This is a genomic window from Oikeobacillus pervagus, from assembly GCF_030813365.1.
In the GTDB taxonomy this organism is placed as follows: Bacteria; Bacillota; Bacilli; order Bacillales; family DSM-23947; genus Oikeobacillus; species Oikeobacillus pervagus.
The window spans coordinates 16,967-42,474 of record NZ_JAUSUC010000028.1 but is presented as its reverse complement, the minus strand read 5'-3'; the positions used below and the strand labels follow the sequence as shown (position 1 = coordinate 42,474).

The 25,508-nt window shown below is 36.0% G+C and carries 21 protein-coding genes and 1 pseudogene; 16 read left to right on the top strand and 6 right to left on the bottom strand.

The genetic code is table 11. The features are described from left to right. Window positions 1-316 precede the first annotated feature (316 nt). Window positions 317-1,446, bottom strand: a pseudogene (locus J2S13_RS11260) (IS3 family transposase). 170 nt (window positions 1,447-1,616) lie between these two features. Here J2S13_RS11260 and J2S13_RS11255 point away from each other — a divergent pair. The 11 genes from J2S13_RS11255 (at window position 1,617) to J2S13_RS11205 (ending at window position 13,274) form a co-directional block, all read left to right on the top strand. Continuing rightward, a complete protein-coding gene (locus tag J2S13_RS11255; protein ID WP_307257859.1) occupies window positions 1,617-2,126 on the top strand; it encodes an imm11 family protein in 510 nt (169 codons plus the stop codon). Between the two features lie 151 nt (window positions 2,127-2,277). After that, window positions 2,278-2,958, top strand: coding sequence for a class I SAM-dependent methyltransferase (locus J2S13_RS11250; RefSeq protein ID WP_307257858.1), 681 nt, complete (start codon window positions 2,278-2,280; stop codon window positions 2,956-2,958). A gap of 252 nt (window positions 2,959-3,210) precedes the next feature. Beyond that, complete coding sequence (locus J2S13_RS11245) at window positions 3,211-4,896, top strand: formate--tetrahydrofolate ligase (RefSeq protein WP_307257857.1); 1,686 nt, start codon at window positions 3,211-3,213, stop codon at window positions 4,894-4,896. Window positions 4,897-4,992: 96 nt separating this feature from the next. Further along, window positions 4,993-5,484 carry a hypothetical protein gene (locus J2S13_RS11240; protein ID WP_307257856.1) on the top strand — a complete coding sequence of 164 codons (492 nt, stop codon included), beginning with the start codon at window positions 4,993-4,995 and terminating at the stop codon, window positions 5,482-5,484. A 74-nt stretch (window positions 5,485-5,558) separates the two neighbouring features. Next, a complete protein-coding gene (locus tag J2S13_RS11235) occupies window positions 5,559-7,433 on the top strand; it encodes an ABC-F family ATP-binding cassette domain-containing protein (protein WP_307257855.1) in 1,875 nt (624 codons plus the stop codon). 84 nt (window positions 7,434-7,517) lie between these two features. Then, the gene (locus tag J2S13_RS11230; protein WP_307257854.1) at window positions 7,518-8,657 is read left to right on the top strand and encodes a conserved virulence factor C family protein; all 1,140 of its coding nucleotides are present in this window, start codon (window positions 7,518-7,520) and stop codon (window positions 8,655-8,657) included. Further along, on the top strand, window positions 8,657-9,094 hold the full coding sequence (locus J2S13_RS11225; protein ID WP_307257853.1) for a BrxA/BrxB family bacilliredoxin: 438 nt from the start codon (window positions 8,657-8,659) through the stop codon (window positions 9,092-9,094). Before J2S13_RS11230 ends, J2S13_RS11225 begins: the two co-directional genes overlap by 1 nt. 85 nt (window positions 9,095-9,179) lie before the next feature. Beyond that, a complete protein-coding gene (locus J2S13_RS11220; RefSeq protein ID WP_307257852.1) occupies window positions 9,180-9,953 on the top strand; it encodes a class I SAM-dependent methyltransferase in 774 nt (257 codons plus the stop codon). A 71-nt stretch (window positions 9,954-10,024) separates the two neighbouring features. Beyond that, window positions 10,025-10,777: a TerC family protein gene (locus J2S13_RS11215; RefSeq protein WP_307257851.1), complete on the top strand. Its 753-nt coding sequence runs from the start codon at window positions 10,025-10,027 to the stop codon at window positions 10,775-10,777. A 173-nt stretch (window positions 10,778-10,950) separates the two neighbouring features. Further along, window positions 10,951-11,652, top strand: coding sequence for an anthrax toxin lethal factor-related metalloendopeptidase (locus J2S13_RS11210; RefSeq protein ID WP_307257850.1), 702 nt, complete (start codon window positions 10,951-10,953; stop codon window positions 11,650-11,652). A gap of 278 nt (window positions 11,653-11,930) precedes the next feature. Further along, window positions 11,931-13,274 carry a C40 family peptidase gene (locus tag J2S13_RS11205; RefSeq protein WP_307257849.1) on the top strand — a complete coding sequence of 448 codons (1,344 nt, stop codon included), beginning with the start codon at window positions 11,931-11,933 and terminating at the stop codon, window positions 13,272-13,274. Window positions 13,275-13,525: 251 nt separating this feature from the next. Here the strand turns inward: J2S13_RS11205 and J2S13_RS11200 are convergent, their stop codons facing one another. The 4 genes from J2S13_RS11200 to J2S13_RS11185 form a co-directional block, all read right to left on the bottom strand. Further along, the gene (locus tag J2S13_RS11200) at window positions 13,526-14,911 is read right to left on the bottom strand and encodes a UDP-N-acetylmuramoyl-tripeptide--D-alanyl-D-alanine ligase (protein WP_307257848.1); all 1,386 of its coding nucleotides are present in this window, start codon (window positions 14,909-14,911) and stop codon (window positions 13,526-13,528) included. 89 nt (window positions 14,912-15,000) lie between these two features. Next, window positions 15,001-15,789: a YheC/YheD family protein gene (locus tag J2S13_RS11195; RefSeq protein ID WP_307257847.1), complete on the bottom strand. Its 789-nt coding sequence runs from the start codon at window positions 15,787-15,789 to the stop codon at window positions 15,001-15,003. 156 nt (window positions 15,790-15,945) lie between these two features. Continuing rightward, on the bottom strand, window positions 15,946-17,211 hold the full coding sequence (locus J2S13_RS11190; RefSeq protein WP_307257846.1) for a YheC/YheD family protein: 1,266 nt from the start codon (window positions 17,209-17,211) through the stop codon (window positions 15,946-15,948). Window positions 17,212-17,318: 107 nt separating this feature from the next. After that, window positions 17,319-18,692, bottom strand: coding sequence for a Mur ligase family protein (locus J2S13_RS11185; protein ID WP_307257845.1), 1,374 nt, complete (start codon window positions 18,690-18,692; stop codon window positions 17,319-17,321). Between the two features lie 220 nt (window positions 18,693-18,912). Here J2S13_RS11185 and J2S13_RS11180 point away from each other — a divergent pair, with 220 nt between their 5' ends. Next, window positions 18,913-20,226, top strand: coding sequence for an ATP-grasp domain-containing protein (locus tag J2S13_RS11180; protein ID WP_307257844.1), 1,314 nt, complete (start codon window positions 18,913-18,915; stop codon window positions 20,224-20,226). A gap of 327 nt (window positions 20,227-20,553) precedes the next feature. Here the strand turns inward: J2S13_RS11180 and J2S13_RS11175 are convergent, their stop codons facing one another. Further along, window positions 20,554-22,725, bottom strand: coding sequence for a YheC/YheD family protein (locus J2S13_RS11175; RefSeq protein ID WP_307257843.1), 2,172 nt, complete (start codon window positions 22,723-22,725; stop codon window positions 20,554-20,556). Between the two features lie 214 nt (window positions 22,726-22,939). On the opposite strand from J2S13_RS11175, the gene J2S13_RS11170 reads away from it, so the two are divergent. From J2S13_RS11170 to yukD, 4 genes are all read left to right on the top strand, one after another. Next, window positions 22,940-23,896, top strand: coding sequence for a thymidylate synthase (locus J2S13_RS11170; protein WP_307257842.1), 957 nt, complete (start codon window positions 22,940-22,942; stop codon window positions 23,894-23,896). A 93-nt stretch (window positions 23,897-23,989) separates the two neighbouring features. Further along, the gene (locus J2S13_RS11165) at window positions 23,990-24,484 is read left to right on the top strand and encodes a dihydrofolate reductase (RefSeq protein WP_307257841.1); all 495 of its coding nucleotides are present in this window, start codon (window positions 23,990-23,992) and stop codon (window positions 24,482-24,484) included. 395 nt (window positions 24,485-24,879) lie between these two features. After that, complete coding sequence (locus J2S13_RS11160; RefSeq protein WP_307257840.1) at window positions 24,880-25,173, top strand: WXG100 family type VII secretion target; 294 nt, start codon at window positions 24,880-24,882, stop codon at window positions 25,171-25,173. 87 nt (window positions 25,174-25,260) lie between these two features. Then, a complete protein-coding gene (yukD, locus tag J2S13_RS11155) occupies window positions 25,261-25,500 on the top strand; it encodes an ESX secretion system protein YukD (RefSeq protein WP_307257839.1) in 240 nt (79 codons plus the stop codon). Window positions 25,501-25,508: the final 8 nt, after the last annotated feature.

The window sequence follows — 25,508 nt, the reverse complement described above, 5'->3', positions numbered from 1 at the left end:
CGCTGTTATTTTAATTTACAATTTTGAGTACGAGAACCTAGTTAATTCTTTTGAGGATTTTGATTATATTACTTCTACTAGTTACTTACAATAGTGGTATGTCAACACTAAACTGAACAAATTTATTAAGGAACACATACCCTTTTATAGTGTCAACGTTTTAGGCTCAGGTGTAAAATAGTGCGTGCAGTTTGTCACTTGACATGGAGCCTCTGCGCGCAAGAGGATGAGCCAGGAAGCTAGATTTATTAAAGAATCTAGCTCAGCCACCAAGGCTATCATGCCCGCCTTTCCACGTAAAGTGGGCGTTTCTCTACTAAATATTGCTCATTTCAACCTGGTGCTTGCGCTTATACTCGTTAGGAGTAAGATAATTTAGAGATCCATGAATACGAATATTATTAAACCAATTTACGTAATCAAATAGCTCAAGATCAAGTTCCTGCTGACTATCGAAAACCCTACCATTAACGAATTCAGTTTTAATAGTTTTGAATGTTGCCTCTGCAACCGCATTGTCATATGGTGTTCCTTTTTCACTTAGTGATCTTTCAATACCAAATGTTTCTAGTGCCTCGTCTATAAGTTGATTTTTAAACTCACTTCCCCTATCAGTGTGGAATAATTCAAGGCGATTTAAGTTGTATTTTACTGTCGAAAAGGCACGTTGAACTAGCTCAGCACTCTTATTAGGACCAGCACTGTAGCCAATAATTTCACGATTATATAAATCTACTAAAACACAAATATAATGCCAGCTTTGCTTAACTCGGACGTATGTTAAATCACTCACAATCACTTTTAATTCCTTGTCTTGATTAAATTCGCGATTTAATACATTTCCGGTTTCAGATTCATTCACAGTTGTTTTTCTAGGTTTAAATTGAGCTACTGTGTATTTGGAGACAAGACCTTGTTCTTTCATTATTCGCCCAATACGGCGACGTGACACTGTCAATCCTTGCTTTTGAAGCTCCTTTTTAATTTTTCTCTGACCATAAATATTCCGACTATCTTTAAATATTTTAACAATTAAAGCTGTTCATTCTTCATCCTGATTATCTCGAATTTTCACCTCATAATAGTACGTGCTTCTAGGAAGTTGTAGGACGGCGCACATTGCTGATACCGAGTATTTGTGACGATTATTTCGGATCACATCTACTTTCGTCCCATTATCAGCGCGGCTTGCTTTAAAATATCATTCTCCATCATCAGTCTTTGATTTTCTTTGCGGAGCTTGATTAATTCCTCCTGCTCAGGGGTTCTATTGTCCTTTTCTTCAAATGATCCACTTGTATTATGCTGGCGAACCCACTTATCAAAGGCAGATGGCGTCAGCTCGTATTCTTTGATAATTTCACTTCTAGGTTTACCTGAAAGGTGCAGCTGAACAATTTGTTCTTTAAATTCTTTGGTGAATGTTCTTCTTTCTCGTTTGGCCATAATTCATTCTCTCCCGACTTTTATGAATTAAGTTTATATGACCTTAACGAATCTGTCCAACTAAGTGTAACCTATCCATAGGGAGAAATTTCTTAAATTGTATGAAGGGTTAAAGCAGGAAGTAAGGGAGATAATCCAGATATGCTTTATAAAGAGTATTGGAGGTCAAAATGAAATATTTTAAACTAATTTTAGATGACAGCAACGATAATGATGTAGTTGTTCGTTGTGAGGATACACATGGATTTGAGCAGTATGAGTTAAAGGAAGGGAATTTTTTAAAGAATTGGAATGACAATATCACTTTTTATTTTAATCTACATGATGGAAATAGATTTACTGACTATTTAGCAAATAATTTAGGCTGGTTCATTGTATCAAAAAAGTTTAAGGATTTAATAAAAAAAATTGAAGAAGATGTCCAATTTCTACCTGTAAATGTTGTTGATTTTGAAAGTAAACATAAAATAGAGAATGATGAATATTTTGTTGCAAATGTATTAGGGATAGTTGACGCATTAAACCTAGAAAACTCTGATTATAGTGTTATGGATTTAGACGGTGAAAAAATATATTCGGTAAGAAAATATGCAGTATCAGAATACAAAATAAATAACAGAAATTTGTTCAAATTAAAGGGAAATGAAATTCCATTATTCGTGTCAGAAACTTTTAAATAATTAGTTGAAGAAAATAATATTACTGGTTGTGAATTTCTAGAAATAAGAAATATCTTATAATTTTTCAGGAAACCTTAGAGGGATAAAAAAATATTGCTATTTTTTCTTCTTACCTTTTACAATATAGTTACAATCATAAAGGGGTGATAGAGTGGGAAAATTGAACTGGATTCACGATGCAAAAGAGCAATGGGATGAGCGTGCGAATAATTGGCATTCACGAAGTATTAACATGTGGGAGAAGGGAAGCCGAAAGGATATTATCCCGTTTTTTCTGAAATATTTGAATCATCAAAAGACGATTTGCGACCTCGGCTGTGGAGATGGGTACGGGGCATTTTTATTGGCAAATCAAGGGTTTCAAGTAACAGGCATTGATTTATCGGAGAAAATGATCCAATTAGCTAAACGAAATGAAAATAACGATCTGCAATTTAAAGTAGGAGATTTGTCAAAACTGCCTTTCCATGATGAATCGAATGATGCGGCGCTTGCCATTAATTCAATTGAATGGACAGAGTCACCATTTCATGTATTAAAGGAAATCGCTAGAATTTTAGTTCCAAAAGGGATTGCATGTATTGGTATCCTTGGACCAACTGCTGAACCACGTCTTAACAGTTATCCACGTTTATTAGGGGAACAAGTGATTCAAAATACAATGATGCCCTGGGAATTTCAGAAACTAGCATGTGAAAATGGCTGGAGGGTAATTGATGAATTGCATGTGTTTAAGCAGGCGGTGGATGAATCGAAAGTGAAAGATTTGCCGAGTGAATTAAAGCAAGCGCTTTCTTTTATGACGGTTTTTTTAATTCAAAAACAATCTTAATTCAAATGATCCAGAAACAAAGTTTCTGGATCATTTGATCGTGGTCAAAAGTATACATACGCTCATCCAAAAGTAAGTATCAAGAGTTCCTTTCTAACAAATGTTTAGGATGAGATCATTTTGGCCCTACGCTTTTTTACTTCTTAACGAAAGCGTGAACTTTCTTGAAAGAAGAGGAGGTTTCGGTTATTTTGAACATATCATGATAAAATGAATTTGTAGAACTGTTACCAAGTCGGAGGCGATCACGAAATGTTACAAATAGATATAAAATCAGATATTGAAATTGCTCAAGATGCAAAATTAAAGCCGATCAAAAAGATTGTAAGTAAACTAGGGTTATCAGAAGATGATATCGAATTATATGGAAAATATAAAGCGAAATTAACTTACGAAACAATTGAAGGTTTAAAAAAGAATAAAGATGGAAAAGTCATTCTCGTTACATCAATCAATCCTACACCGGCTGGTGAGGGAAAGTCTACGGTAACAGTAGGTTTAGGAGATGCTTTAACCAAATTGGGAAAAAAAGCTCTCATTGCCATTCGCGAGCCATCCTTAGGTCCTACAATGGGAATAAAAGGCGGAGCAACCGGTGGAGGCTACGCACAAGTCCTACCAATGGAAGAAATTAATTTGCATTTTACTGGAGATTTTCATGCAATTACGACAGCGAATAATGCACTAGCTGCACTGATTGACAACCATATTCACCAAGGAAATGAAATGCAAATTGATACAAGAAGAATCGTATGGAAACGATCACTTGATTTAAATGACAGGGCACTCAGACAGGTAGTTGTCGGGTTAGGAGGGCCTTCCCAAGGAGTTCCCCGGGAAGATGGATTTGATATTACAGTGGCGTCAGAAATTATGGCGGTTTTATGCTTAGCGACCGATTTGTTGGATTTAAAACGGCGTTTATCACAAATGGTTGTCGCTTATAATCTTCATAAGGAACCAGTCACTGTGAAAGATTTAGGGGTGGAAGGGGCACTGACATTATTATTAAAAGATGCGCTGAGACCCAATATCGTTCAAACAATTGAACATACTCCGGCATTCGTACACGGCGGTCCATTTGCGAATATTGCACATGGCTGTAATAGTGTCATGGCAACAAATGCTGCGATCAAATTGGCTGATTACATCGTAACAGAAGGGGGATTTGGAGCTGATCTTGGTGCGGAGAAATTTCTTCATATCAAAACAAGGGCCGCAAACTTCAAACCTGAAGCTGTCGTCATTGTTGCAACAATTCGTGCTTTGAAAATGCATGGTGGCCAAAAAAAGGCCGATCTTCATATGGAAAATATCAAAGCACTACAAGGTGGACTGCAAAATTTACAAAAACATATTGAAACCATTCAAGCATTTGGTCTACCATATGTAGTCGCCATCAATCGGTTTGTATCAGATACCAATGAAGAAGTAATGGAACTAATGAACTGGTGTAAAAAACATGAATATCCTGTTGCATTAACGGATGTATGGGCAAAAGGTGGAGAAGGCGGCATTGAGTTGGCTGAAAAGCTTTTAGAAGTAATCAACAAGTCGGAAGGCCAATTTAATTATTTATATTCACTAGATTTACCTATTGATGAAAAAATTCGACGGATTGTTCAAAAAGTATACGGTGGAAAAGATGTTGAATTTTCAGGTAAGGCGATGAAACAACTCGCCGATTTTGAACGCTTTGGTTGGGGGCAGCTCCCTGTTTGTATGGCGAAGACTCAGTACTCACTCTCTGATGATCCTCAACAATTAGGGCGCCCTGAAAACTTTACTATCCATGTCCGGGAATTAAAACCAAAAATTGGGGCAGGTTTCATCGTGGCTTTAACTGGCGATGTGATGACCATGCCAGGACTCCCAAAAAAACCAGCGGCCAATTTAATGGATGTAGATGAATGTGGGAAGGCAAAAGGCTTATTTTAAAGAAAAAACTCCTTATGAACATTTTTAATTCATAAGGAGTTTTTTACAGAATGCTATCGTTGAAAATCCATTACTCATTTTTTACAGGAGGACATTATGTTTGACCCAACATCATTTGAAAATATGAAAGTTGTCATTGAAGGGATGATATATGATTTAGACTCCCAACGAGACATATGTTTACATGGACGAAAAGATTTAGTGGACCTTGCAAGCTTTTCTCGAATTTATCAAATTGCTTATACGTCATTCAAGAATGAAAAGATCATGATCCAGTTTCAATTAAGCTCACATTTACATCAATTCGCCTCCGAAATCATGCCACAGCAAATATCAGGCGATGCTGGTTGTTTCGTCGAGATCACCTATCGTGGGCCGAGGGAGATTTTTCAGGATTTTCATATCGAATTATTAAAGAAAAAATGGGGTCCTGACCGGGTCTTTGAAGAAAGGAATGTGGATTCAAGTCAAAGTGGTAAAGTGAACGAACTTGTCATACAATTTGAAAGGCTCATTACAGAAGAAATGATCCCTGATTTGCAAGACATGGTTTTGTTTAGTGTTCAAACTTTTAAACTTTTACTATAATAATCATAGATATCGTGTAAATGAAAATCACCACTTGCTATCATTAATTTAGTGGAAGAATGGAATGATGTGGATTGAGAACATTATCAATCGAAAATGTAACAAAAACATATGGTGAAAAAATATTGTTTCGGCAATTATCTTTCTCCATTTCAGAGAAGGAAAGAATCGGTCTGATCGGGATAAATGGTACGGGTAAATCTAGTTTATTAAAAATTCTCGCTGGAAAGGACCAGGCTGATGATGGTGAGCTAATTGCCCCAAGTGATTATCGTATCGCCTATTTGCCACAAGAACCAGATTTAAAGGAACAATTAAGTGTAATGGATCAAGTGTTTTCTAGTGAGGCACCTATAATTCAATTGATAAAAGAATATGAGAAAACTTTAAAGAAATTAGAACAATCAGCTAGCGAAGAATGGACAGAACGCTTATTTTCCCTCCAAAAGCAAATGGACACTTTAGATGCCTGGGATGCTAGTACAGAAGCAAAAATTATTTTGTCTAAGCTAGGAATTCAACAATATGATCAAAAAATTGGTGAGCTATCTGGTGGACAAAAAAAGCGAGTTGCATTAGCCCAAGTTTTAATTGAAACCCCAGATCTACTCATTTTGGATGAACCAACGAACCATCTTGATTTTGAAACGATCCAATGGCTTCAAGATTATTTAGGAAAATATAAAGGGGCTATTTTACTTGTGACTCATGACCGCTATTTCTTAGATGGAGTCACGAATAGAATCCTAGAACTTGACAGTGGAAATATCTATTCCTATAAAGGAAATTATCAAGCCTTTATAGAAGCAAAAGCCCAACGTGAAGAACAAGAAGTGTTGGCAGAAGAAAAGAGAAAGAATTTATACCGCCGTGAACTCGCCTGGATTAAAAGAGGGGCAAAAGCGAGATCAACGAAGCAAAAAGCTAGAATTGAACGATTTCAGCATCTAGAAGATCAATTAGGAAAAGTCCCCAAAAGAGATCAAGTACAAATGGGTTTAAAGGGAAGCCGACTTGGAAAACAGGTATTGGAATTAAAATCTGCAACGAAAAGTTTTGAAGGCAAAATGATTTTACAAGATTTTGATTTACTTATTAAGCCTGGAGATCGAATTGGAATCGTTGGTAAAAATGGGAGTGGGAAATCGACTTTATTAAATATTTTGGCTGGTAAGATTTCTTTAGATGAAGGGGAACTGCTCCAAGGGCAAACAGTTAAAATCGCTTATTATACACAAGAGCGAGTCGATATGGATGAAAATAAAAGAATGATTGCTTATATTCGCGAAGCGGCAGAAGTCGTAACCACGAATGAAGGAGAGCAAATATCTGTGGCTCAAATGTTAGAACGGTTTTTATTTCCGATGCATTCGCATGGTACTCTCATCAAAAAACTTTCAGGTGGGGAAAAACGTCGCCTTTATTTATTAAAGCTATTAATGACGGCACCGAATGTTCTTTTACTAGATGAACCAACCAATGATTTGGATACGGAAACATTAACCGTGCTAGAGGATTACTTAGATGAATTTCCAGGCGTGGTGATCACCGTTTCGCATGACCGCTATTTTTTAGACAAAACGTCAGAACAATTATTAGTTTTCAAGGGTGAAGGGGAAATTGATTTCTATTATGGCTCCTATAGTGATTATTTAAAAAAGTTAGCCCAAATCGAACGAGAATCTGAACCAAAACAAGAAAAGCGGATAGAACAAGTAAAACCGCAAGAACAGAAGAAAAAAATGACTTACATGGAAAAGAAAGAATGGGAGGAAATTGAAGATAAAATTACGGACACAGAAGAGGAAGTTCAAAAGCTAGAACAAGAATTAGAGCAATGTGGAAGCGATTTTGAAAAAGCACAGAAACTCATGGAAGAAATCGAAACATTGAATGCAAAATTAGAACATTTTATTGAAAGATGGACTTACTTATCAGAGTTAGCTTAACCATTGTTTCTCTATATAGTGGGGATCATTATGATACAATCATGTTACAATTTTCTTCTTGAGCTAAAATAGGAGGGACGATAAGTGAAAATTGTTAGCATAGAACCAACCCCTAGCCCGAATACGATGAAAATCATTTTAGATGAAGAATTACCGGCAGGGAAAAGTACCAATTATAAAAAAGATCATGAAGAAGGGGCCCCTGCAATCATTCAAGATATATTAAAGATTGAAGGAATAAAAGGAGTCTATCATGTAGCAGATTTCCTTGCTGTTGAACGAAACGGAAAGTATGATTGGAAGGAGATTTTACCAGAAGTTCGCAAAGCGTTTGGGGAGACGATTCAGGAACATCTCAATGAACGCATAGTCGATGAACATTTTGGTGAAGTGCAAACCTCCATCCAACTATTTAAGGGTATTCCACTGCAAATCAAATTAAATAATGGTCAAACTGAAAAAAGATTCGGTTTACCAGAATATTTTGTGAAAGCATTTGAGGAAACGCAACAAGAAGGAGATAATTTTGTCCTGCAGAGATCATGGAAAGATTTTGGAACACGTTATGGTGAACTGGATCAAATTGGACAGGAAGTATTAGAAGAGATCATCGCAGCATATCCAAAAGAAAGATTGCAAGCATTAGTAGAAAAAGCAAAAAAAGGTTTAGAAACGCTATCAACCAAAAGAAAATCGTTTCCGTTAACAGTAGAAATGTTCGCAGAGAAAGATTGGCGAAAACGATACCAGCTTCTTGAGCAAATGGATGACCCTACAATTCATGATTTACCGCTTTTGGAAAAAGCATTGGAAGATGAAAAACCGGCGATTAGACGGCTGGCAGTTGTATACATAGGGATGATTGAAGACAAAGAAGTGCTGCCACTATTATATAGAGGGTTGCATGATTCGACTGTTACAGTACGAAGAACAGCAGGGGACTGTTTATCTGATTTAGGGTATGCAGAAGCAATTCCGGAAATGAGCAAACTCCTAAAGGATAAGAGCAAAATTGTTCGTTGGCGGGCAGCGATGTTTTTATATGAAGTCGGTGATGAAACAGCGCTTCCTGCGTTAAAACAGGCTGAAAATGATGAGGAATTTGAGGTAGCTTTACAAGTTAAGATGGCCATCGAGCGAATTGAAGGTGGAGAAGAAGCGAAAGGGTCCGTTTGGAAACAAATGACAGAATCCAGAAAAAAAGAGTCTAAGGAGGAATTATAATGACAAACGCATATGAAGAATACATGAGACAAATGGTAAAACCAATGAGGGAAGAATTAATTCAAGCGGGATTTCAACCATTATTAACAAGTGAAGAGGTTGAAAATTATATGGAGAATGCTGAGGGGACTACTTTAGTATTTATTAATTCTGTTTGTGGTTGTGCAGCTGGATTAGCAAGACCTGCGGCTACTCAAGCAGTGATTAAAAGCGATGTAAAACCAGATCACCTTGTTACTGTGTTTGCTGGGCAAGAAAAAGAAGCAACAGCCAAAATGCGAGAATATTTTTCTGGGTATGAACCATCCTCCCCTTCAATGGCTTTATTAAAAGGAAAAGAAGTCGTTCATTTCATCCCTAGAGATCAAATAGAAGGTCAACAAATGGAGGATATCATGATCAATTTAACGAATGCTTTTGGGGAATTCTGCAAATAGGTAGTAGGAGGGGTGTCGATTTTGACATCCTTTTTTTGGCTCAAACAATCAAACCTATTCATATTTTTACGCTTTAGGGGGAAAAATGTTTATTACGACAGCTGGACGAACAGATGAAATGATGATAAAAGAAACGAAAAGGATAGCAAATGAACTCAATATCCCATATGTCAAAAGAAAGAAAAGTTCTCTACATGAGCTGCAACAAATCAATGTTGATGATTGTATGGTGGTAGGAAAGGAAAGAATAGAACTATATTTTTGTAAGAAAGACAAACCTTTCTTTTTTCACCCTAATTCCGCTTCTTTTCGGATCAAACGATTGTTACAAGGGGAACATGATCCATTTTTAAAGGCGACACAACTAAAGCATGGAATGTCTTTATTAGACTGCACATTAGGACTTGCTTCCGATAGTATTGTAGCAAGTTACATAGTAGGATCGTCGGGAAAAGTAGTGGGGATTGAAGGAAATCCATACTTAGCCTATCTTGTTCGTAGAGGTTTATCCAGTTGGAATTCTTCAATGTGTGAAATGAATATGGCGATGAAAAATATTACCGTCATTCATTCTTACTTTGAGGATTATTTACGATCTTTAAATGACTGTTCTTTTGATTGCGTTTATTTTGATCCGATGTTTGATCAGGCGATTTTACAATCAGATGGGATCGCCCGATTAAGAGATTGGGCGATTTATACAGAGTTAACCGAATCAGTCATCAAGGAAGCAAAAAGGGTGGCAAAACATCGGATTGTAATAAAAGAACATTTTCGATCGGAGCAATTTGAGCGATTCGGTTTTGAAAGAATGGCTCGGAAGACTTCTAAATTCCATTTTGGATTTATCGAACTATAAAAAATACTTCATTAAAAAGTAAATGAAAACGATAAATAACGAACAACTATTTACAACCAGGAGGACATTTCATGATAGATGGATTTCAAGGAATTTTACATACTTATGCGCAATTTTTTGATTGGAATATGTGGGCAAAAGTTTTGACAGACCCTGTTAGTTGGGGGAGTATCGGAACTCTTGTCATACTGGAGGGGTTACTTTCAGCTGATAATGCCCTAGTACTTGCTGTCATGGTGAGACATCTTCCGGGAACTCACAGACGAAAGGCACTTTTTTATGGCTTAATCGGAGCCTATGCATTTCGGTTTATTGCCATAGGATTAGGAGTTTATTTAATCAAAATATGGTGGGTGAAAGTAATCGGTGCAGCTTATTTAGCTTGGTTATCCATCCATTATTTTATGGAAAAGAGAAAAGGGGCCGAAGTAGATCAAGAAATAAAAGGTGTGAATCAACAAGGGATTCTCATACGGTTGTTTGGTCCTTTTTGGGGAACAGTTGTAGCCGTTGAACTAATGGACGTTGCCTTTTCCGTCGACAGTATTTTGGCAGCATTCGGGGTCAGTGAAGAAATTTGGGTATTATTGATTGGGGGAATGCTCGGTGTGCTCATGATGCGCGGAGTAGCTGGACTATTTCTTCGCTTGATTGATCGGATCCCAGAACTTGAAACAACAGCATATATCATTATTGCCTTTATATCTGTGAAAATGTTATTAAGTGTCTTTCATATTGAAATTGAACATACGTACTTTTTTAGTTTTATTATCTTCTCATTTGTCATTACATTCATTATTCATTTCTTCCGAAAATCTAAATAACCAGCGTACATAGAGGTTTTTTCAAAAAAGCTTCTATGGATACGAAAGAAGAGGGAACAATCATCATCGTAAATGCTAGGTATAAGTCATTGGGTGCTTCGTTTTTCCAGTAATATATCAAACTAGAACCTTATTTTCCTATGTTATAATGGGAAAATAGGGAGGAAAGTGGTATGCGGTGCATCATGATCATTGTACTCATTTTAGTATTGCTTACAACTCCATATTGGCAGTCAACGAATGCTTTAGACCAAGGAATCCTCTTAAAAGATACATCCCATCATCATTCTATTAAACTACGTTCAGATCAAATCCTTGGTAGAATGGTTTTATTACCATTGGATCATTATGATGTAAAAGAAGCCATGCACATCATTTCTAGAATCGATCAATTGCCCCCATCCTTACTAAAAAAAGTGGATAGATCTGGTATTAAGATTCAATTATTCACGGGAAAATTAACGGATCACCCGACCGTCTCTGATTTAAAAGGGCAAACACCTAGGGGATATCATAATAAACAAACGACCTGGGACCAAGTGCCTGGGATAGGGGGATCGAAATTAGTGTTAGTAAAGATTGGGTCGAGTGAAAGAGGAAAAGGGCATGGTTCGATCAATTTAGAGTTACATGAATTAGCCCATTCCATTGATCGTTATATTTACAATGATCCGTATTGGGATTTGAAGTTTTTGACGATATGGAAAAAGGAAGTTCATAAAATTTTCCCCCATGATTCCTATTTTCACAAATACCCAGAGGAATATTTTGCTGAAGTCTTTGCCATGTATTATGTTGATGAGACAGCAAGAAACGAATTAAAGAGTTTAGCACCTGAAACGTTCCATTATATTTTGACTCTACAATCCACTTAATTAGGATATGATTAGGCGATCAAGCCTATTTTTTTTATTTTATTAGAGTGGAAAAAATAGGTAAATATAGATTTCCTCCTATTGGGAAAATTGGACTCTTTTATGAAAAAAATCCCTATGTAACCTTTGTAACTAAACTGTAAATAGGCTCCAATAAGCCTATAAGATCAAGGGCTTCCATGTTTTCTCCAAAACGCTGGTGAAATTTCCCGCAATAGCCAATTCATCTTCTATGTTAGAATCAATTGCGTAAACAAAAGAACATTAGGAGGAAACCTATGAAGAAGAAAATCATTACAACTACATTAGCAGTTGCCCTAGGTTTAGGTGTCTCTCCTTCTTTACAACCTGTACAGAAGGCATCGGCACAAACGGTTCATCAGAATAATCAATCTGCTGTAGAAGCAAAAGCCGATGAATTAATTCAATTAGGGAAAAGTTTAATCGGTAAGGCAGAATATAGTACGAAAGAGTACAAGCCCACTTACCCTTACAAATTTTCATGTGCCACATTTATTATGTATATATTTGAAAAAAGCGGAGTCGATTTAGCTACCTATAACGAAAATTATATGATGAAGCAGGGGACTTATGTTCCAAGAAATCAATTGCAAAAAGGGGATCTTGTTTTCTTTGATAGTAATAAGTCTGATAATGAACCTTCCGATCATGTCGCCATGTATATTGGCGACAATAAAGTAATCCAAATGGCGGATCCAAAACAAAAAATTGTCATTACGGATATGAATAGTAAACCATATTATAAAGAAAACTATCTTACAGCTAGAAGAGTATTACCAAGCTTGCTTCCTTCCAATCCAGCAACATTAGAAGATCAGATTATTGAAGATTCGTATAATTTGAAGGACAAGGTAACAATGGGGACCGTAAATAACGAATCATCCAAAAAATTTACAGGTCCAGGTTTTGTAAACTATATTTATAAAACAAATGGAGTTCAATTAGGCACGACCAATATTAAAGAGCAAATGAAATTGGGGACAACCGTTTCACGGAGTCAGTTAAAAAAGGGAGATCTAGTTTTCTTCAATAGTGAAAAAGGTTCTAAAATCCCTTCTATTGTAGCTATTTATGCAGGGGAACAACGATTGATTATTCCTAATTCAAATGGAATTAACACAAGAGTTCTTTTGGTAGATTATTATGATCAGCATTATATTACTGCAAAGCGAGTGATCTCAAAAAAGGAAATACCGGCTAAAAAGCCAGTATTGAATACGAATAAAGCGGATCAAATCGTGAACTTTGCTTCAAATTTAATTGGAAAGGCGAAGTTTGGATATACATATAATGAGAAGGCTTTAACGTTCACAAGTGCTGGATTTACATATTATGTGTATCAAAATCATGGAATTCATTTACAATCTAAAATGGCAAGTCAACAAGCAAAAGTAGGGCAAGTCATTCAAAAGTCGAATTTGAAAAAGGGAGATCTTCTTTTTTTCTCTACGAATCATCAAGGTAAAAAAATAACTCAAACAGGTATTTATCTCGGAAACAGCCAATTTATTAGTTTATTTACGAATGGAAAAGTAGAAAAAGAAAGTCTAAATTCGACATGGGCTAAGAAAAACTACGTAACCGCAAAACGTGTTCTTTAACTAGTAGTTTTAAGATGACTAGCCACATCGTCTCATGTAGGTTTAGTCAAGGTAAGATGAAACACAGGGCCATGATAATATGTCGACCGGTCCCGCGAATTTTATCCCGTCTTAACGGGCAGTAAAACTTCCATCTCAAAATAATGTGGAAACAATGAAGATAGGTGGAGGGGAACTGCTCCTAAAGGTCTGATAAGTTCACTTACATTCAGTGGGGGATGGTGAAAATCCCCACTGAATGAGGTTTCACTTTATTTTAATTTTAAATGATTAGCAAATTCGATCATAGAGTGGCTTGACATCGGACCTTTTATAAGTAAAATAGCATTTTCATCAAGAATAGGCTCTAGTTGTTTTCCCACTCCATGAACATCATCGAAAATATGAACTTGCGCTGTCGTGCCGTCTTGCTTTGCTTGATCGGCAATATCCTTCGCTTTCTTGCCAATGGTGATGAGAGTATGGATCTTTCTCTTTGCTACCATTTTTCCAATTTCTCGATGATATTTTTTTTCATATTGGCCTAATCGATTAATATCTCCCAAGATGAGTATGATGTTTTTATCCTTTCCAATGAAATCAAGAACTTTCAATGCAGCTTCAACACTTGTAGGGTTATTCGTCCAAGTATCGTCGATGATCGTACTACCACCTAATCCTTTAGAAAACTCTAAATGTCTTGACATCGTTTGAAATGTTGCAAGACGACGGATCGCTTCTGTAGGATCCAATCCCATTTCAGTTACTGCAGCTATCGCAGCGAGTGCGTTATAAACTTGGTGTTCACCATAGCCAGGAACAAATGCATGATATGTTTTTCGATTGGAATGAAGGAGAAAATCCATCCCGTTGTTTGAAAACTGAATATTGGAGGCGCGGAAATGGGCCTTCATGTTCACTCCGAAATAAATTACTTTTCCTTGGAATGAATGTAAAGAGATTTTCTTGGTATGTTCATCATCAGCATTTAAGATCAATGTTCCGTCTTTTTTGATTCCATCGACGATTTCAGCTTTTGCTTTTATATATCCATTTAAGTTTTTACAACCATCTAAATGATGAACACCAATATTTGTGATGATTCCAATTGTCGGTTGATAAATTAAACATTGATGTTTAATATTCCCGATATTTCCCAAACCATGTTCAAATACAGCTGCCTCTGTTTGATGATCAATTCCTATTAAATACGGTAAAGATCTTCGTGGCTCATTTTTGCTACTTTCAGAGGCTTGTACTTTTCGGTCCTTACTTAAAATATGTTTGATCATATCTTTTGTCGTTGTTTTTCCACATGTCCCTGTAATCGTTGTAACAGGGATTTTAAAGAGACCTCGGTAGTATTCAATAAATTTCCAATAGGCCTGGACTAGATTTTCAACTTGGATGACCGTTGTGTTCGATAATGCCTTTTTTAACTCTTCGGTGGGCTGGTCAGATAGGACAAGAACTGGTCCCTTTTTATTAATTTCCTGCCAGTTGATGGTGTCGCTTCTATTTACAAATATCAATGTATGTCTTTTCTTTAACTCATGCCGATTATAATAGATGACATCTCTCACTTTCCACGTTTCTAATCCACAAATTAATTTTCCCTGAAGTAATTTTTGAATTTCTTTTACTAATATGGGTTGCAAACAAGTTCCTCCTTCCTATCATTATCGTATGAAATATCTACAATGAACGAATGGGTTATGAGGATGATTCCTCTTTTGCCTGACATGTATTAAGTTCGACGAGATGAATCCTCATTTTGCTTTTTTCGTATATTAACAATTCGTTTCCATAAGGACTTATTCTCTATTTTTGCGAACCCTTTAATCCCTGGAGTGGTGTTTACTTCAAAGAAAATCGGTTTACCACTGGTATCAATACCAAAATCCATTCCATACTCTCTGCAAGGAGAATGCATAGCAACCTCTTTAGCCACTAATTTTGCCGTTTTTCCTAAAGAATCCAGTATTTCATCTTTTTGAATATGATTGATAGCGGGATGTAGTGATAATAATTTGTCTATGGTTATAATTTGAGCACCTTGATGTGAATTGACAATCCCGTTTTTGATTGTGCTGGTTGTAGAGATTTTTCCATAAATTCCGCCAATGATCCAATTTCCATCCAAGTATTGAATATGAACTCGAAGGCTAAAAGGTAATTTATCTTTCGTAATACTTTCGATCCCTTCCTGAATAATATATTGTCCGCTTAATCTCCCAAATTGAATAAAAGGGTGTAAAATTTGATGGAATTCTTCTGTTGTTTCTACTATTTTATCTACCACTTTCCCATAGAGGGAGTAACCGGTGATATGAAAATGGCTATCATCCCTTTTGGATACTTTAAAAATGCCCCTTCCTTGGCCAGACGTATCATGTTTAACATAGATAAAATAATGCCGATAAAGAAAATTAATTAAATTTTCTTGACTATATAAAGTCGTTTCCGGGAGATGTTTAAGGAGAAGGGGTTGCCGCTTTAATATTTCATATTGGTTCCATTTTCCTAAACAATGCAAGAGAAACACCTCAATAAAAATTAATATTTTTTTATAATGAACAGAATGCAGGATGCTTATCGAAAAGGAGTGAAGGGAATAGAGAGAAAAATTCGACAATTTTGAAGTTTGTGTTCATAATACGGAATGAAAAAGGTAGATTAACATGAAAATCATCTATGCGCCTTTAATGATTTTCCAATAGATGGTTTTATCTTTCAGTTGAAAGAACATCGAGATATCCGGGATATAATTTCCTTCAATAATCCAAATTTTCTTTCGATCGGTGAGACCGATGTCAAAACCAATAATTTGGATATGCGGTTTACCAGCTTCTAGTTGAGTAGCAGCTAAAAGACTTATATGCTTGATTTCCGATTCAAGTTGTTCGATTTCCGCTTGTGAAATGGAATGTGTAGCGAGGGCTTCGGCCAATGGAATTAATTTTTGTGCTGCATTTGTAATAAAATAGCCTCTAGCCGCTACTTTTACAAGCTTACCTGTTACCTCCCATGATGATTCATTTTTTTGGGTGATAACCCTTATGTCTATGGGGCAGCCTTGTATAGATGTCAGGTGTAATTTTTGCTGAATAATATAATATTTTTGAGATAGATAGGTTTCTTTAATATAATGATAAGTTGCTTCAAAGCTTGGGTTCGAAAATTTTCTTCTTTCGAAATGAATCTCATAATTTCTTTGATCTTTTCTCGTAATTTCTATAATTCCCTTCCCATGTTGACCAACACAAGGTTTGATAATAATTTGATGAAACTCTTTTAAAAATTCTTTCATTGTTTCTTTTGTCAATAGATCTGTTTTTGGAATATAGGGTGCAAGGGATTGATTAGTTGATAAGGTGTGATATTGGCTCCATTTGCTAATGGGAAAGTGGAGGATTGAGTCAGAAATCCAAATGTGATCATTTGAGTCTACAATTATTTCAATCACGATCGTATTACATTTCGAAAAGGCTTTGCCAAGTTTAGTGGCTACTTGAATGACCAATTCATTCATTTGTTGAAGGACCTTTTGAGAGATGGGATCATTGTGATGATTCTTCTTAGTTTTGAACAAGTAGTTCCATTTCGTTTCAGGTGTATTTCGATGGACCGTCATATAATAATGGTGAGGAGATTTTCCAAATGTCTGACAAGAAGAACTTGGTTGGATAATGTAGTATTTTTGTTTCAGTTTATTTTGTATTAAATATTGATAAAGTAGTTCCTTATTACGTACCATTGTATCATCATGAGGGGCAATAATTTGAAAATGATCTTTCACAGCATGGATCGTGATATCCCCTTTACCAAAAGCCGGTTTTAAAGTCACTGACGTATATTTTTGTAGACAAGAAAACAATGAACTTTTAGAAAATAGGTTTGTTTCAACAAGATGGTGGCAAATATATGGATCAGAACTTAATATTTGATATTGATTCATCCGTCCTCTACTGACTTTCAATTTTGAAACACTTTCCTTTCATGGAAGTATAGAATAAAACAGGGAATGATTAGGATGAAATGGTTTCGAAATGTCATTTTCTATTTTCACTCTCGTAATTTCTTGGCTAAATCGATGATAGGCGTTAAATACATATCCCCTTTTACAAGGATGATCGTGTTTTCATCAGTGATTTTCCTTAGAAGGTGGTAGACGAGAATGGTGTTGTTAAATGGATGGACTTCTACTGTTCGTCCATTTTTTAGGACGATGTCCGCCATTCTTCGTGCACGTTCTCCAATCGTGATGAGGACATCCATTTCATATTGAGAAATCATCTCTCCAGCTTGATCGTGAATAATATGTTCCCATGGTCCGAGATCCGTCATTCCCCCTATTATGGCGATTTTTTTCATTCCTTCTCCAATCGCCATTAACACGTTTAAGGCGGCTTCCAAGGAGGTTGAGGTCATACTCCATGTGTCATCAATTATCATAGCACCATTTAATCCGTGAAAAACTTGTAGCTGCCTATTGAAATTTTTGTATGATTTTAAGCGTTCTGCTGCTACAAAAGGGTGAATTCCTATTTCATGGGCCGCTGCAATGGCAGCCAATGCATTATAAATTTGATGTTCTCCCAGTCCTGGTACGAAAATAGGTTGAGATTTATTTTGGAAAACAAGTGTAAATCGCATGCCTTCTGGAATATATTGAATACTCTCCGCTCGATAATGACAAGAAGAATCTTTTCCAACTTTTATAATTCGTCCTTCAAAATCGTTGAATTCTGTCGTTTGTGAATTTTTATCCTCTGAATTGATAATTAACACACCGGTTGAGTCGATTATTTTAGCCATATTCGTTTTCTCTTGAATATATTCCTCAGGAGACTTGCAATAATTAAGATGGTGTACTCCTATGTTTGTGATAATTCCTATTGTTGGTCTGAAGTATTTTCCAGCCCTTAAAATATCTCCAGGGGCACCTACGGCTGTTTCGAAAACAGCTGCTTCTGTATCATCATCTATACTAAGTAGATATTGAAAATTTGCTGTCCGTGAATTTCCAGTACTTTTTGTTGCAATCACGTTTTTGTCTATCGAGAGAATGTGTTTGATCATCTCTTTCGTTGTTGTTTTTCCCGAAGTTCCGGTAACTGTGATCACAGGGATTTGAAATAAACAGCGATAATAATGAACAAATTTCCAAAAAGCCTCATCTGTATTTTGAACTTTAATGATTGTGATCTGTTCTACATACTCCTGTTTGCGAACATTCTTTTCAGTAACAATAACGATTGGAAAATATGGTTTTAGACACTCCCAATTGGTCATATTTTTATTTAAAAACAACATTGTATGTTGCTTTTTCACTTGTTTTAGACGGTAGGCGCCGTGATAAATAATAAAGTCATCTGACCCTTGAATTAATTCACCGGCGAAAATAGTTCTAATTTGCCTTACCGTTAGGGGGTTCATTATGACCTTCGCACTCCTTTCGCAATATTATTGTATGCTTGTTTACAATCATTGATTGTTCATCTACCTATAGGCCAAATTCAAAATAGGGATATCCATTATAAAGAGATCGATTCGATTTCGGAAAGACCATGATAGATAACCATACAAAAACAACTCCTTTTCATACACATATAACGAGATAATACTATCCAAGTTTATTTTTTGAGGAGTGGACCTTTTGAAAACGATTATATTTATAGGCACTAATAAATCGGGATCAAGTAGAGAGGCTGTAAAGGCAGCAGAGAAAATGGGTTATTTTACCGTTGTGTTTACAAATAGAGAAAAACAAATGGAACAAAGGGTAGAATATCCTGATGTTCATGAAATGATATTTATTGAATCGAAAGATCTTTCTAAATTTAGGGCGGAAATTAAAAAGTTGCTCATAAGGGGGATAGAAATTGAGGCTATTGTTAGTTTTGTAGATTCATATGTCTATATGGCAATGATTTTATGTAATGAATTTTGCAAAAAAGCTACTTATCATGAAGCGATTAAAATAATGGAAAATAAGGAACAGACAAGATCGTTTTTAAAAGATCAGTCCTATACCCCAAATTTCTTCATCATAAAAAAGGGAGAATCCGTAAATGTTGATTTCATTACTTCACAATTTGAGTTCCCCCTCATTATTAAATCACCAAAATCGACAGGATCTAAAGACGTTCTATTTGCAGAAAAAATGGAACAATTGCAAAAACATATTGTAAAACTACAAGAAAAAAATCCTAACGAATCGCTTGTGATTGAGGAGTATATTGATGGCAATCAATATTTAGTTGAGGCCATTGTTTATCAAAATAAAGTCCACATCATAGCGATCATTGAACAAGAAATTACGAAGAATAAAAGGTTTATTGTAACAGGGTATGGTATACATGCAAAACCTCCGTACTATCTCAAAGTGGGAATTGAAACGGTTCTTCATTCTATTATTTCACAATTTGGCATTCAGAATGGAGCCTTGCATTTGGAGCTTCGTTATACGAAAAGTGGATGGAAGCTGATCGAAATTAATCCAAGGATTTCAGGTGGAGCGATGAATAAAATGATTCAATCGGCATTTGGGATAAATTTAGTAAGGGAAACGCTTCAGCTATATTTGGGAAACAAACCTTCACTCATTCCCCAATACAATCAATATGTATTTACTCAGTATCTAATTGTGTCGAGAAAGGGAATGCTAGAAAAAGTGACAGGTAGAGCGAGGGCAAGGAGATCACCTGGTGTAGTTGAGGTTTATGTGAAACCAAAAAGAGGAAGCAAATTATCTCCCCCTTTATCAATGGGGCATCGCTATGCCTACGTGATTGCGGTGGGGGATAGTATGGGAGAAGCTAAGAAAAATGCTAAAACAGCTGCAAAAGAAATTGAGTTTCATTTAGCGCCTGCGCAAGAAATAGAAATTACCATTACAGCGGACCAAGAGCGATCTATAAATACACAGGAAGCGGAGCCTATCAAACAAACCAATCAGGAAGAGGGATAATGTTCTCTAATGAAACATCTCAAAAACCAAACGCTTATATAATGGAAAACCTTAATTCATTTGGTTCAAAGAGTATTGTTGATATAATGAAAATTTGGCGTTCTTATTCTATCTAAACATAATGATACCCGAATTATCTATTCATTTTGAGTTGAAGGATTATTCGGTTTTTTTATTGGTAACAAATTGTTGGTGTTTTATCCCCACATAACGGAAAGTATAACCTCCACCTCAAAATGATTTGGAAACAAAGAAGATAGATGGAGGATTACTGCCCTTCTAACATTCAGTGGGGGATGAAGAACCCCCACTGAATGAAGTTTCACTTTATGTGGAGTGATAAGTTTGATCTAAAAATTTGACAGTTTCAAACATATTCGTTTTACTCGCACCTTTGATTAAAATCGTGTCTCCTTCCTGAATGATTTTAGTTAGTGTTTCATGTAAAAGATCTTTATTCGTAAAATGATATACAGATTCAGGAGGGAATCCTTTTTTCTTGGCATGGTCTCCGATCTCATCCGTTCGGAAACCATATGTGATTAAGACATCCAATTTTGCTTCACATACATAATCTCCAACTTTTCGATACTCTTCCTCGCGTAAATCTCCTAGTTCACGCATTTGTCCGATAATGGCAATTTTTCGATTTTTTCCGATATTCGTCAGAACATCGATAGCTGCGTGAACTCCTTGGGGATGGGAATGAACCGTATCATCAATTACGGTAATATTGTCGCGACAATGATATAAAGTTAATCTTCTTGGTGGTTTCTTAAAAAGTAGACCTGCTTTTATTTCCATTGGTGATACTCCTAATTGATCGGCAACAGCAATAGCATTTAGGGCATTATACACATGATGTTCACCAAGAATAGGGATAAACATCGTCATTTCTTGGCCTTGGAGTTTGATCTTGAAGCACATCCCATTGTCTTCATATTGAACATCATACCCTTTATAATGGGCATCTGAATGGATTCCAACTGTAAGTATTTTCCCTTTAAATGTATCGATTTCTAAGTAGGTGGAGTTTGGATCATCGTTGTTCAAGACTAGAAGACCTTCTTGGTTCATCCCATGAATTAATTCAGATTTTGCTTTCGCTACTTGTTTAATATCCCCATCGAAGTTTCCAACGTGGGCAAGTCCCACATTTGTGACAATACTAATATTGGGTTGAATGATACTACAATGTTCCAGGATAACTCCAGGGTAGGCCATGCCATACTCTAGTACAATAGCTTCATGTTTCGCATTGATTTCTGCCGCATGTTTTTTCGTATGTTCGGTTGTATTCCAATAATCTTTTGACTCAAATGTGTTCCACTTTTTTGATAAAATTGAGGCAAGAAAGGCTTTTGTCGTAGTTTTTCCAGCACTACCTGTCACGGCGATAATAGGGACATCCCCTTTTTCTTCAAGATGACATTTTTTCACGGCTTGAATCTTTTCATTTAACGCCTTTTGATTTTTGGCAAGATAGATGGCATATTTAATCGTATGAATGACGACGTCTAATTCTAAATAAAAAGCAGGGGGACAACCTGGTCGCCAATTTACTTCATAGATCCAAATTTTTAAATTCTCATCTAATCCAACATCTACTCCAATCTCATCTATGACTTCACCATAATGAATCATTTGAAGCTCATCAAGATGCTTCGCTAAGGAAAGGGAAAAGAACTCAAGTGTTCTTCTGATATTAAACGCTTCTTCCTTAAATTCTTGTTGCAAAAAAGGATCTAAATAGTTAGTAAATCCACCATTGTTAATATTGGCAATAATAGACCCAGGAGGTGCAACTCGTGGATATATAGTGGTAATCACCCATTCGCCTTTTCCATTCTTTTGAATGTGTAATCGAAAATCGAAAACCTGACCAGATCGAGTAACGGATTGTATATAAGGCTGGAGGATATGAGTTCCCTTCGAAAGGGTTGAGTCGATTAACTCTCTTAATTGCTGCTTAGAATAATTGCTTCGATTTGAATTCATTACAACTTCAAAGACATCCTCTTTTTTGTTGATAAAAAGGATCCCTCTCCCTTTCCTCCCATCAATTGGTTTTAATACTACTTTTTGAAAAGCAACAATAAATTTAAAAAAATCATCTGAAGTCTTAATGATTTCTGAAGGAATCAGGTGATTGGAGAATTTCTTTGCCTCTTTAAGCCGGTTATGAACGCCCCATTTATTTCCAATAGAGTGAGTAGTAAACGGGATTTCCGCTTTTAATTTTTTTATAATCCTATTAGACTGAGCTAATTTCTCAGGACTTCCAGCATTGTAAATCACATCAGGAAAAGGGGTGATTCGTTCAACCCATGAACCATTTTCATAAACTTGCCCTTTTATCGTCCGGTTAACAAAATTCACCTTACCAGGAGAAAAGTAAACAAGCCTAGCACCTTCCGCTTGAGCAACAGCTGCATAAGCATAGGACTTTATGACAGTTCGGGGATCTAACCGATGATGTAACATTCCTATAAGTGTCATATGAAATCTCCTCTTTTTCTTATCGACAATCTAATATTATTACATTCAAATGATTTGGTTTTTGATACGGACATATGTTCAGTTTGCCGAATATATGAAAAGTTGGGTTTAAATCGTACAGACAATACGAAACTGGAGCTTTTCCAATATGTAAGGTAAAATTAGATAAGGTAAATCCATCAAGATGAAATGGACTGTAGAAAGGTGAGAATTGATGAGTCAAAATGAAAGAGTGTATTTAAATTTATGTGAATATGTGCTAAAACATGGGACAAAAAAGGAGGATCGGACTGGAACTGGCACCATTTCATGTTTTGGTTACCAAATGCGTTTTAATCTCCAAGAAGGGTTCCCTTTATTAACAACGAAACGAATTCCATTTCGACTCATTGCAAGTGAGCTATTATGGTTTATAAAAGGAGATACTAATATCCGCTTCCTTCTGCAACATAATAATAATATTTGGAATGAATGGGCATTCGAAAATTGGGTTGAAAGTGATCAATACGATGGGCCGAATATGGATGATTTCGGAAGGCGTTCTTTGGAAGATCCAGAATTTAAAAAGCTGTACGATAATGAAATGGAACAGTTTAAAAAACGTATTTTAGAAGAGGATGATTTTGCGAAGGAATTTGGAGAATTAGGGAATGTATATGGAAAACAATGGCGTTCATGGAAAACGACTAAGGGAGAGACGATTGATCAATTATCAGATGTGATTGAAACAATCAAAACCAATCCCTCATCTAGAAGATTAATTGTTACGGCTTGGAATCCAGAAGATATTCCTTCTATGGCTTTGCCTCCTTGCCATAGTTTATTTCAATTTTATGTTTCTGATGGCAAATTATCTTGCCAGCTCTATCAGCGCAGTGCAGATATCTTCTTAGGGATTCCATTTAATATTGCCGGTTATTCATTGTTAACTCATTTAATCGCTCATGAATGTGGATTAGAGGTAGGAGAATTTATTCATACTTTAGGGGATGCACATATTTATATGAATCATATTGATCAAATCAAAACACAATTAAGTCGCCAACCAAAAACATTGCCAACTTTATGGCTAAATGAAGAGGTTTCGTCCGTGTTTGATTTTGAAATGAAGGACATGAAAATCGATGGATATGAACCACATCCGACAATAAAAGCACCAGTAGCGGTTTAATTACAACACCCTATTTTGTCACGAGAGTTGAAATGGGTTTAGAAGCAATGAGAGAATGACCATTTACATAGAAAAAAAGGAGGTTTTCATTTTATGACGATTTCATTTATTTGGGCTATGGATAACGAAGGAAGCATTGGGAAAAATAATACACTTCCATGGAGATTACCCGAAGACTTAAAATTCTTTAAAGAAACAACGTTGGGCCATCCGATCGTGATGGGAAGAAAAACATTTGAATCGATTGGAAAACCATTACCCGGAAGAGAAAATATTATCTTAACAAGAGATCAAAACTATCAACAACCAGGATGCACCGTACTCCATTCAGTAGAGGATGTTATAAAGCTCTCCACCAAAACCAAAGAGCTTTTTATTACAGGTGGTGCAGAAGTATTCGGATTATTTCTCCCATATGTAGACCGCCTATACGTAACGAAAATAAACGAAACATTTGGGGGGGACACATTTTTCCCAACAATCAATTGGAACGAATGGACACTCACTTCCACACGAAAAGGGCCAAAAAACGAAAAAAACCCCTACGACTACCAGTTTGAAGTATATGAACGGAAAGAAATCGAATAGTGAGAAAGGGAAATATGGGGAAGGCCCCCTTGTTTCCCTAATTCCATCAATCTAACACCCCTTTTCCTCCAATCTCCAATCAAGTCCATAATCAATCCTTCACTTTCACATAAGTTTTTATTTTGAACATTTCTTATCTGTAAAATTTGAATATTAAAAAAAGTGGGGTTTCAAATTAATTTGAAAAATGACAATTTTCTGCATATTTAGTCCTAATATATTACGATAAATAAATACAACCGGACGTTTTAACTTTTTTTATTCACAAATTTTTACTAAATAATCTGGTGGTATAGGTAATTTTCATTATTTTTCCAACCATCCTTACTTACCATTGACCCTCTATTATCTAACTTATTATAATTATAGTAAATATTGGAAAGGAAGTGGAAGAAATGTCAGGAATCATTCGTGTAACACCAGCGGAACTTCGTGATATGGCAACAAGATATAATAATGAAAGTGGTCAAGTAGAAGAATTAGTAGGTCGTCTAGACACAATGAAAGGTCAATTAAAAGAAATGTGGGAAGGTGCTTCTAGCGATGCTTTTATTGGACAGTATGAAGAGTTAAGACCTTCCTTTGTAGAGATGGCTAATTTGCTTGATAGTATTTCAAGACAGCTTAATGACTCTGCAAATATTCTTGAGGATACTGATGCACAAATTGCAAGCCAAATTCGTGGCTAACCTAGTCTAAACAATTGAATGTAGTTGGAAAGGAGCGCTAATTCTAGCAGGAATGATGGCGCTTTTTCCATTCCAGAGGTGAAAAAAATGTATATCGAAATCACCATTGATTTAAAACATTACACAGGGGATATGTTTGACATTCGTCTATCAAACTATCATTCCGTTAAAAAAGTCATCGATATTGTTTGGCAAGCCAAGCGAATCACACTTCCAAATCGAGAGGGCAATTGGGTTCGTGTTGCAAATAAACACACTGTTTTTTCAGGAAACGATAGATTGATTGACTGTGGGATTACGACAGGAGATCGTTTGGAAATTCTATGAAGGAGCTT

Coding starts and splice junctions, on each gene's coding strand:
- J2S13_RS11255 (WP_307257859.1), top strand. CDS start 1,617: ATGAAATATTTTAAACTAATTTTAGATGACAGCAACGATAATGATGTA.
- J2S13_RS11245 (WP_307257857.1), top strand. CDS start 3,211: ATGTTACAAATAGATATAAAATCAGATATTGAAATTGCTCAAGATGCA.
- J2S13_RS11240 (WP_307257856.1), top strand. CDS start 4,993: ATGTTTGACCCAACATCATTTGAAAATATGAAAGTTGTCATTGAAGGG.
- J2S13_RS11225 (WP_307257853.1), top strand. CDS start 8,657: ATGACAAACGCATATGAAGAATACATGAGACAAATGGTAAAACCAATG.
- J2S13_RS11220 (WP_307257852.1), top strand. CDS start 9,180: ATGTTTATTACGACAGCTGGACGAACAGATGAAATGATGATAAAAGAA.
- J2S13_RS11215 (WP_307257851.1), top strand. CDS start 10,025: ATGATAGATGGATTTCAAGGAATTTTACATACTTATGCGCAATTTTTT.
- J2S13_RS11210 (WP_307257850.1), top strand. CDS start 10,951: ATGCGGTGCATCATGATCATTGTACTCATTTTAGTATTGCTTACAACT.
- J2S13_RS11205 (WP_307257849.1), top strand. CDS start 11,931: ATGAAGAAGAAAATCATTACAACTACATTAGCAGTTGCCCTAGGTTTA.
- J2S13_RS11190 (WP_307257846.1), bottom strand. CDS start 17,211: ATGAATCAATATCAAATATTAAGTTCTGATCCATATATTTGCCACCAT.
- J2S13_RS11185 (WP_307257845.1), bottom strand. CDS start 18,692: ATGAACCCCCTAACGGTAAGGCAAATTAGAACTATTTTCGCCGGTGAA.
- J2S13_RS11175 (WP_307257843.1), bottom strand. CDS start 22,725: ATGACACTTATAGGAATGTTACATCATCGGTTAGATCCCCGAACTGTC.
- J2S13_RS11170 (WP_307257842.1), top strand. CDS start 22,940: ATGAGTCAAAATGAAAGAGTGTATTTAAATTTATGTGAATATGTGCTA.
- J2S13_RS11165 (WP_307257841.1), top strand. CDS start 23,990: ATGACGATTTCATTTATTTGGGCTATGGATAACGAAGGAAGCATTGGG.
- J2S13_RS11160 (WP_307257840.1), top strand. CDS start 24,880: ATGTCAGGAATCATTCGTGTAACACCAGCGGAACTTCGTGATATGGCA.
- yukD (WP_307257839.1), top strand. CDS start 25,261: ATGTATATCGAAATCACCATTGATTTAAAACATTACACAGGGGATATG.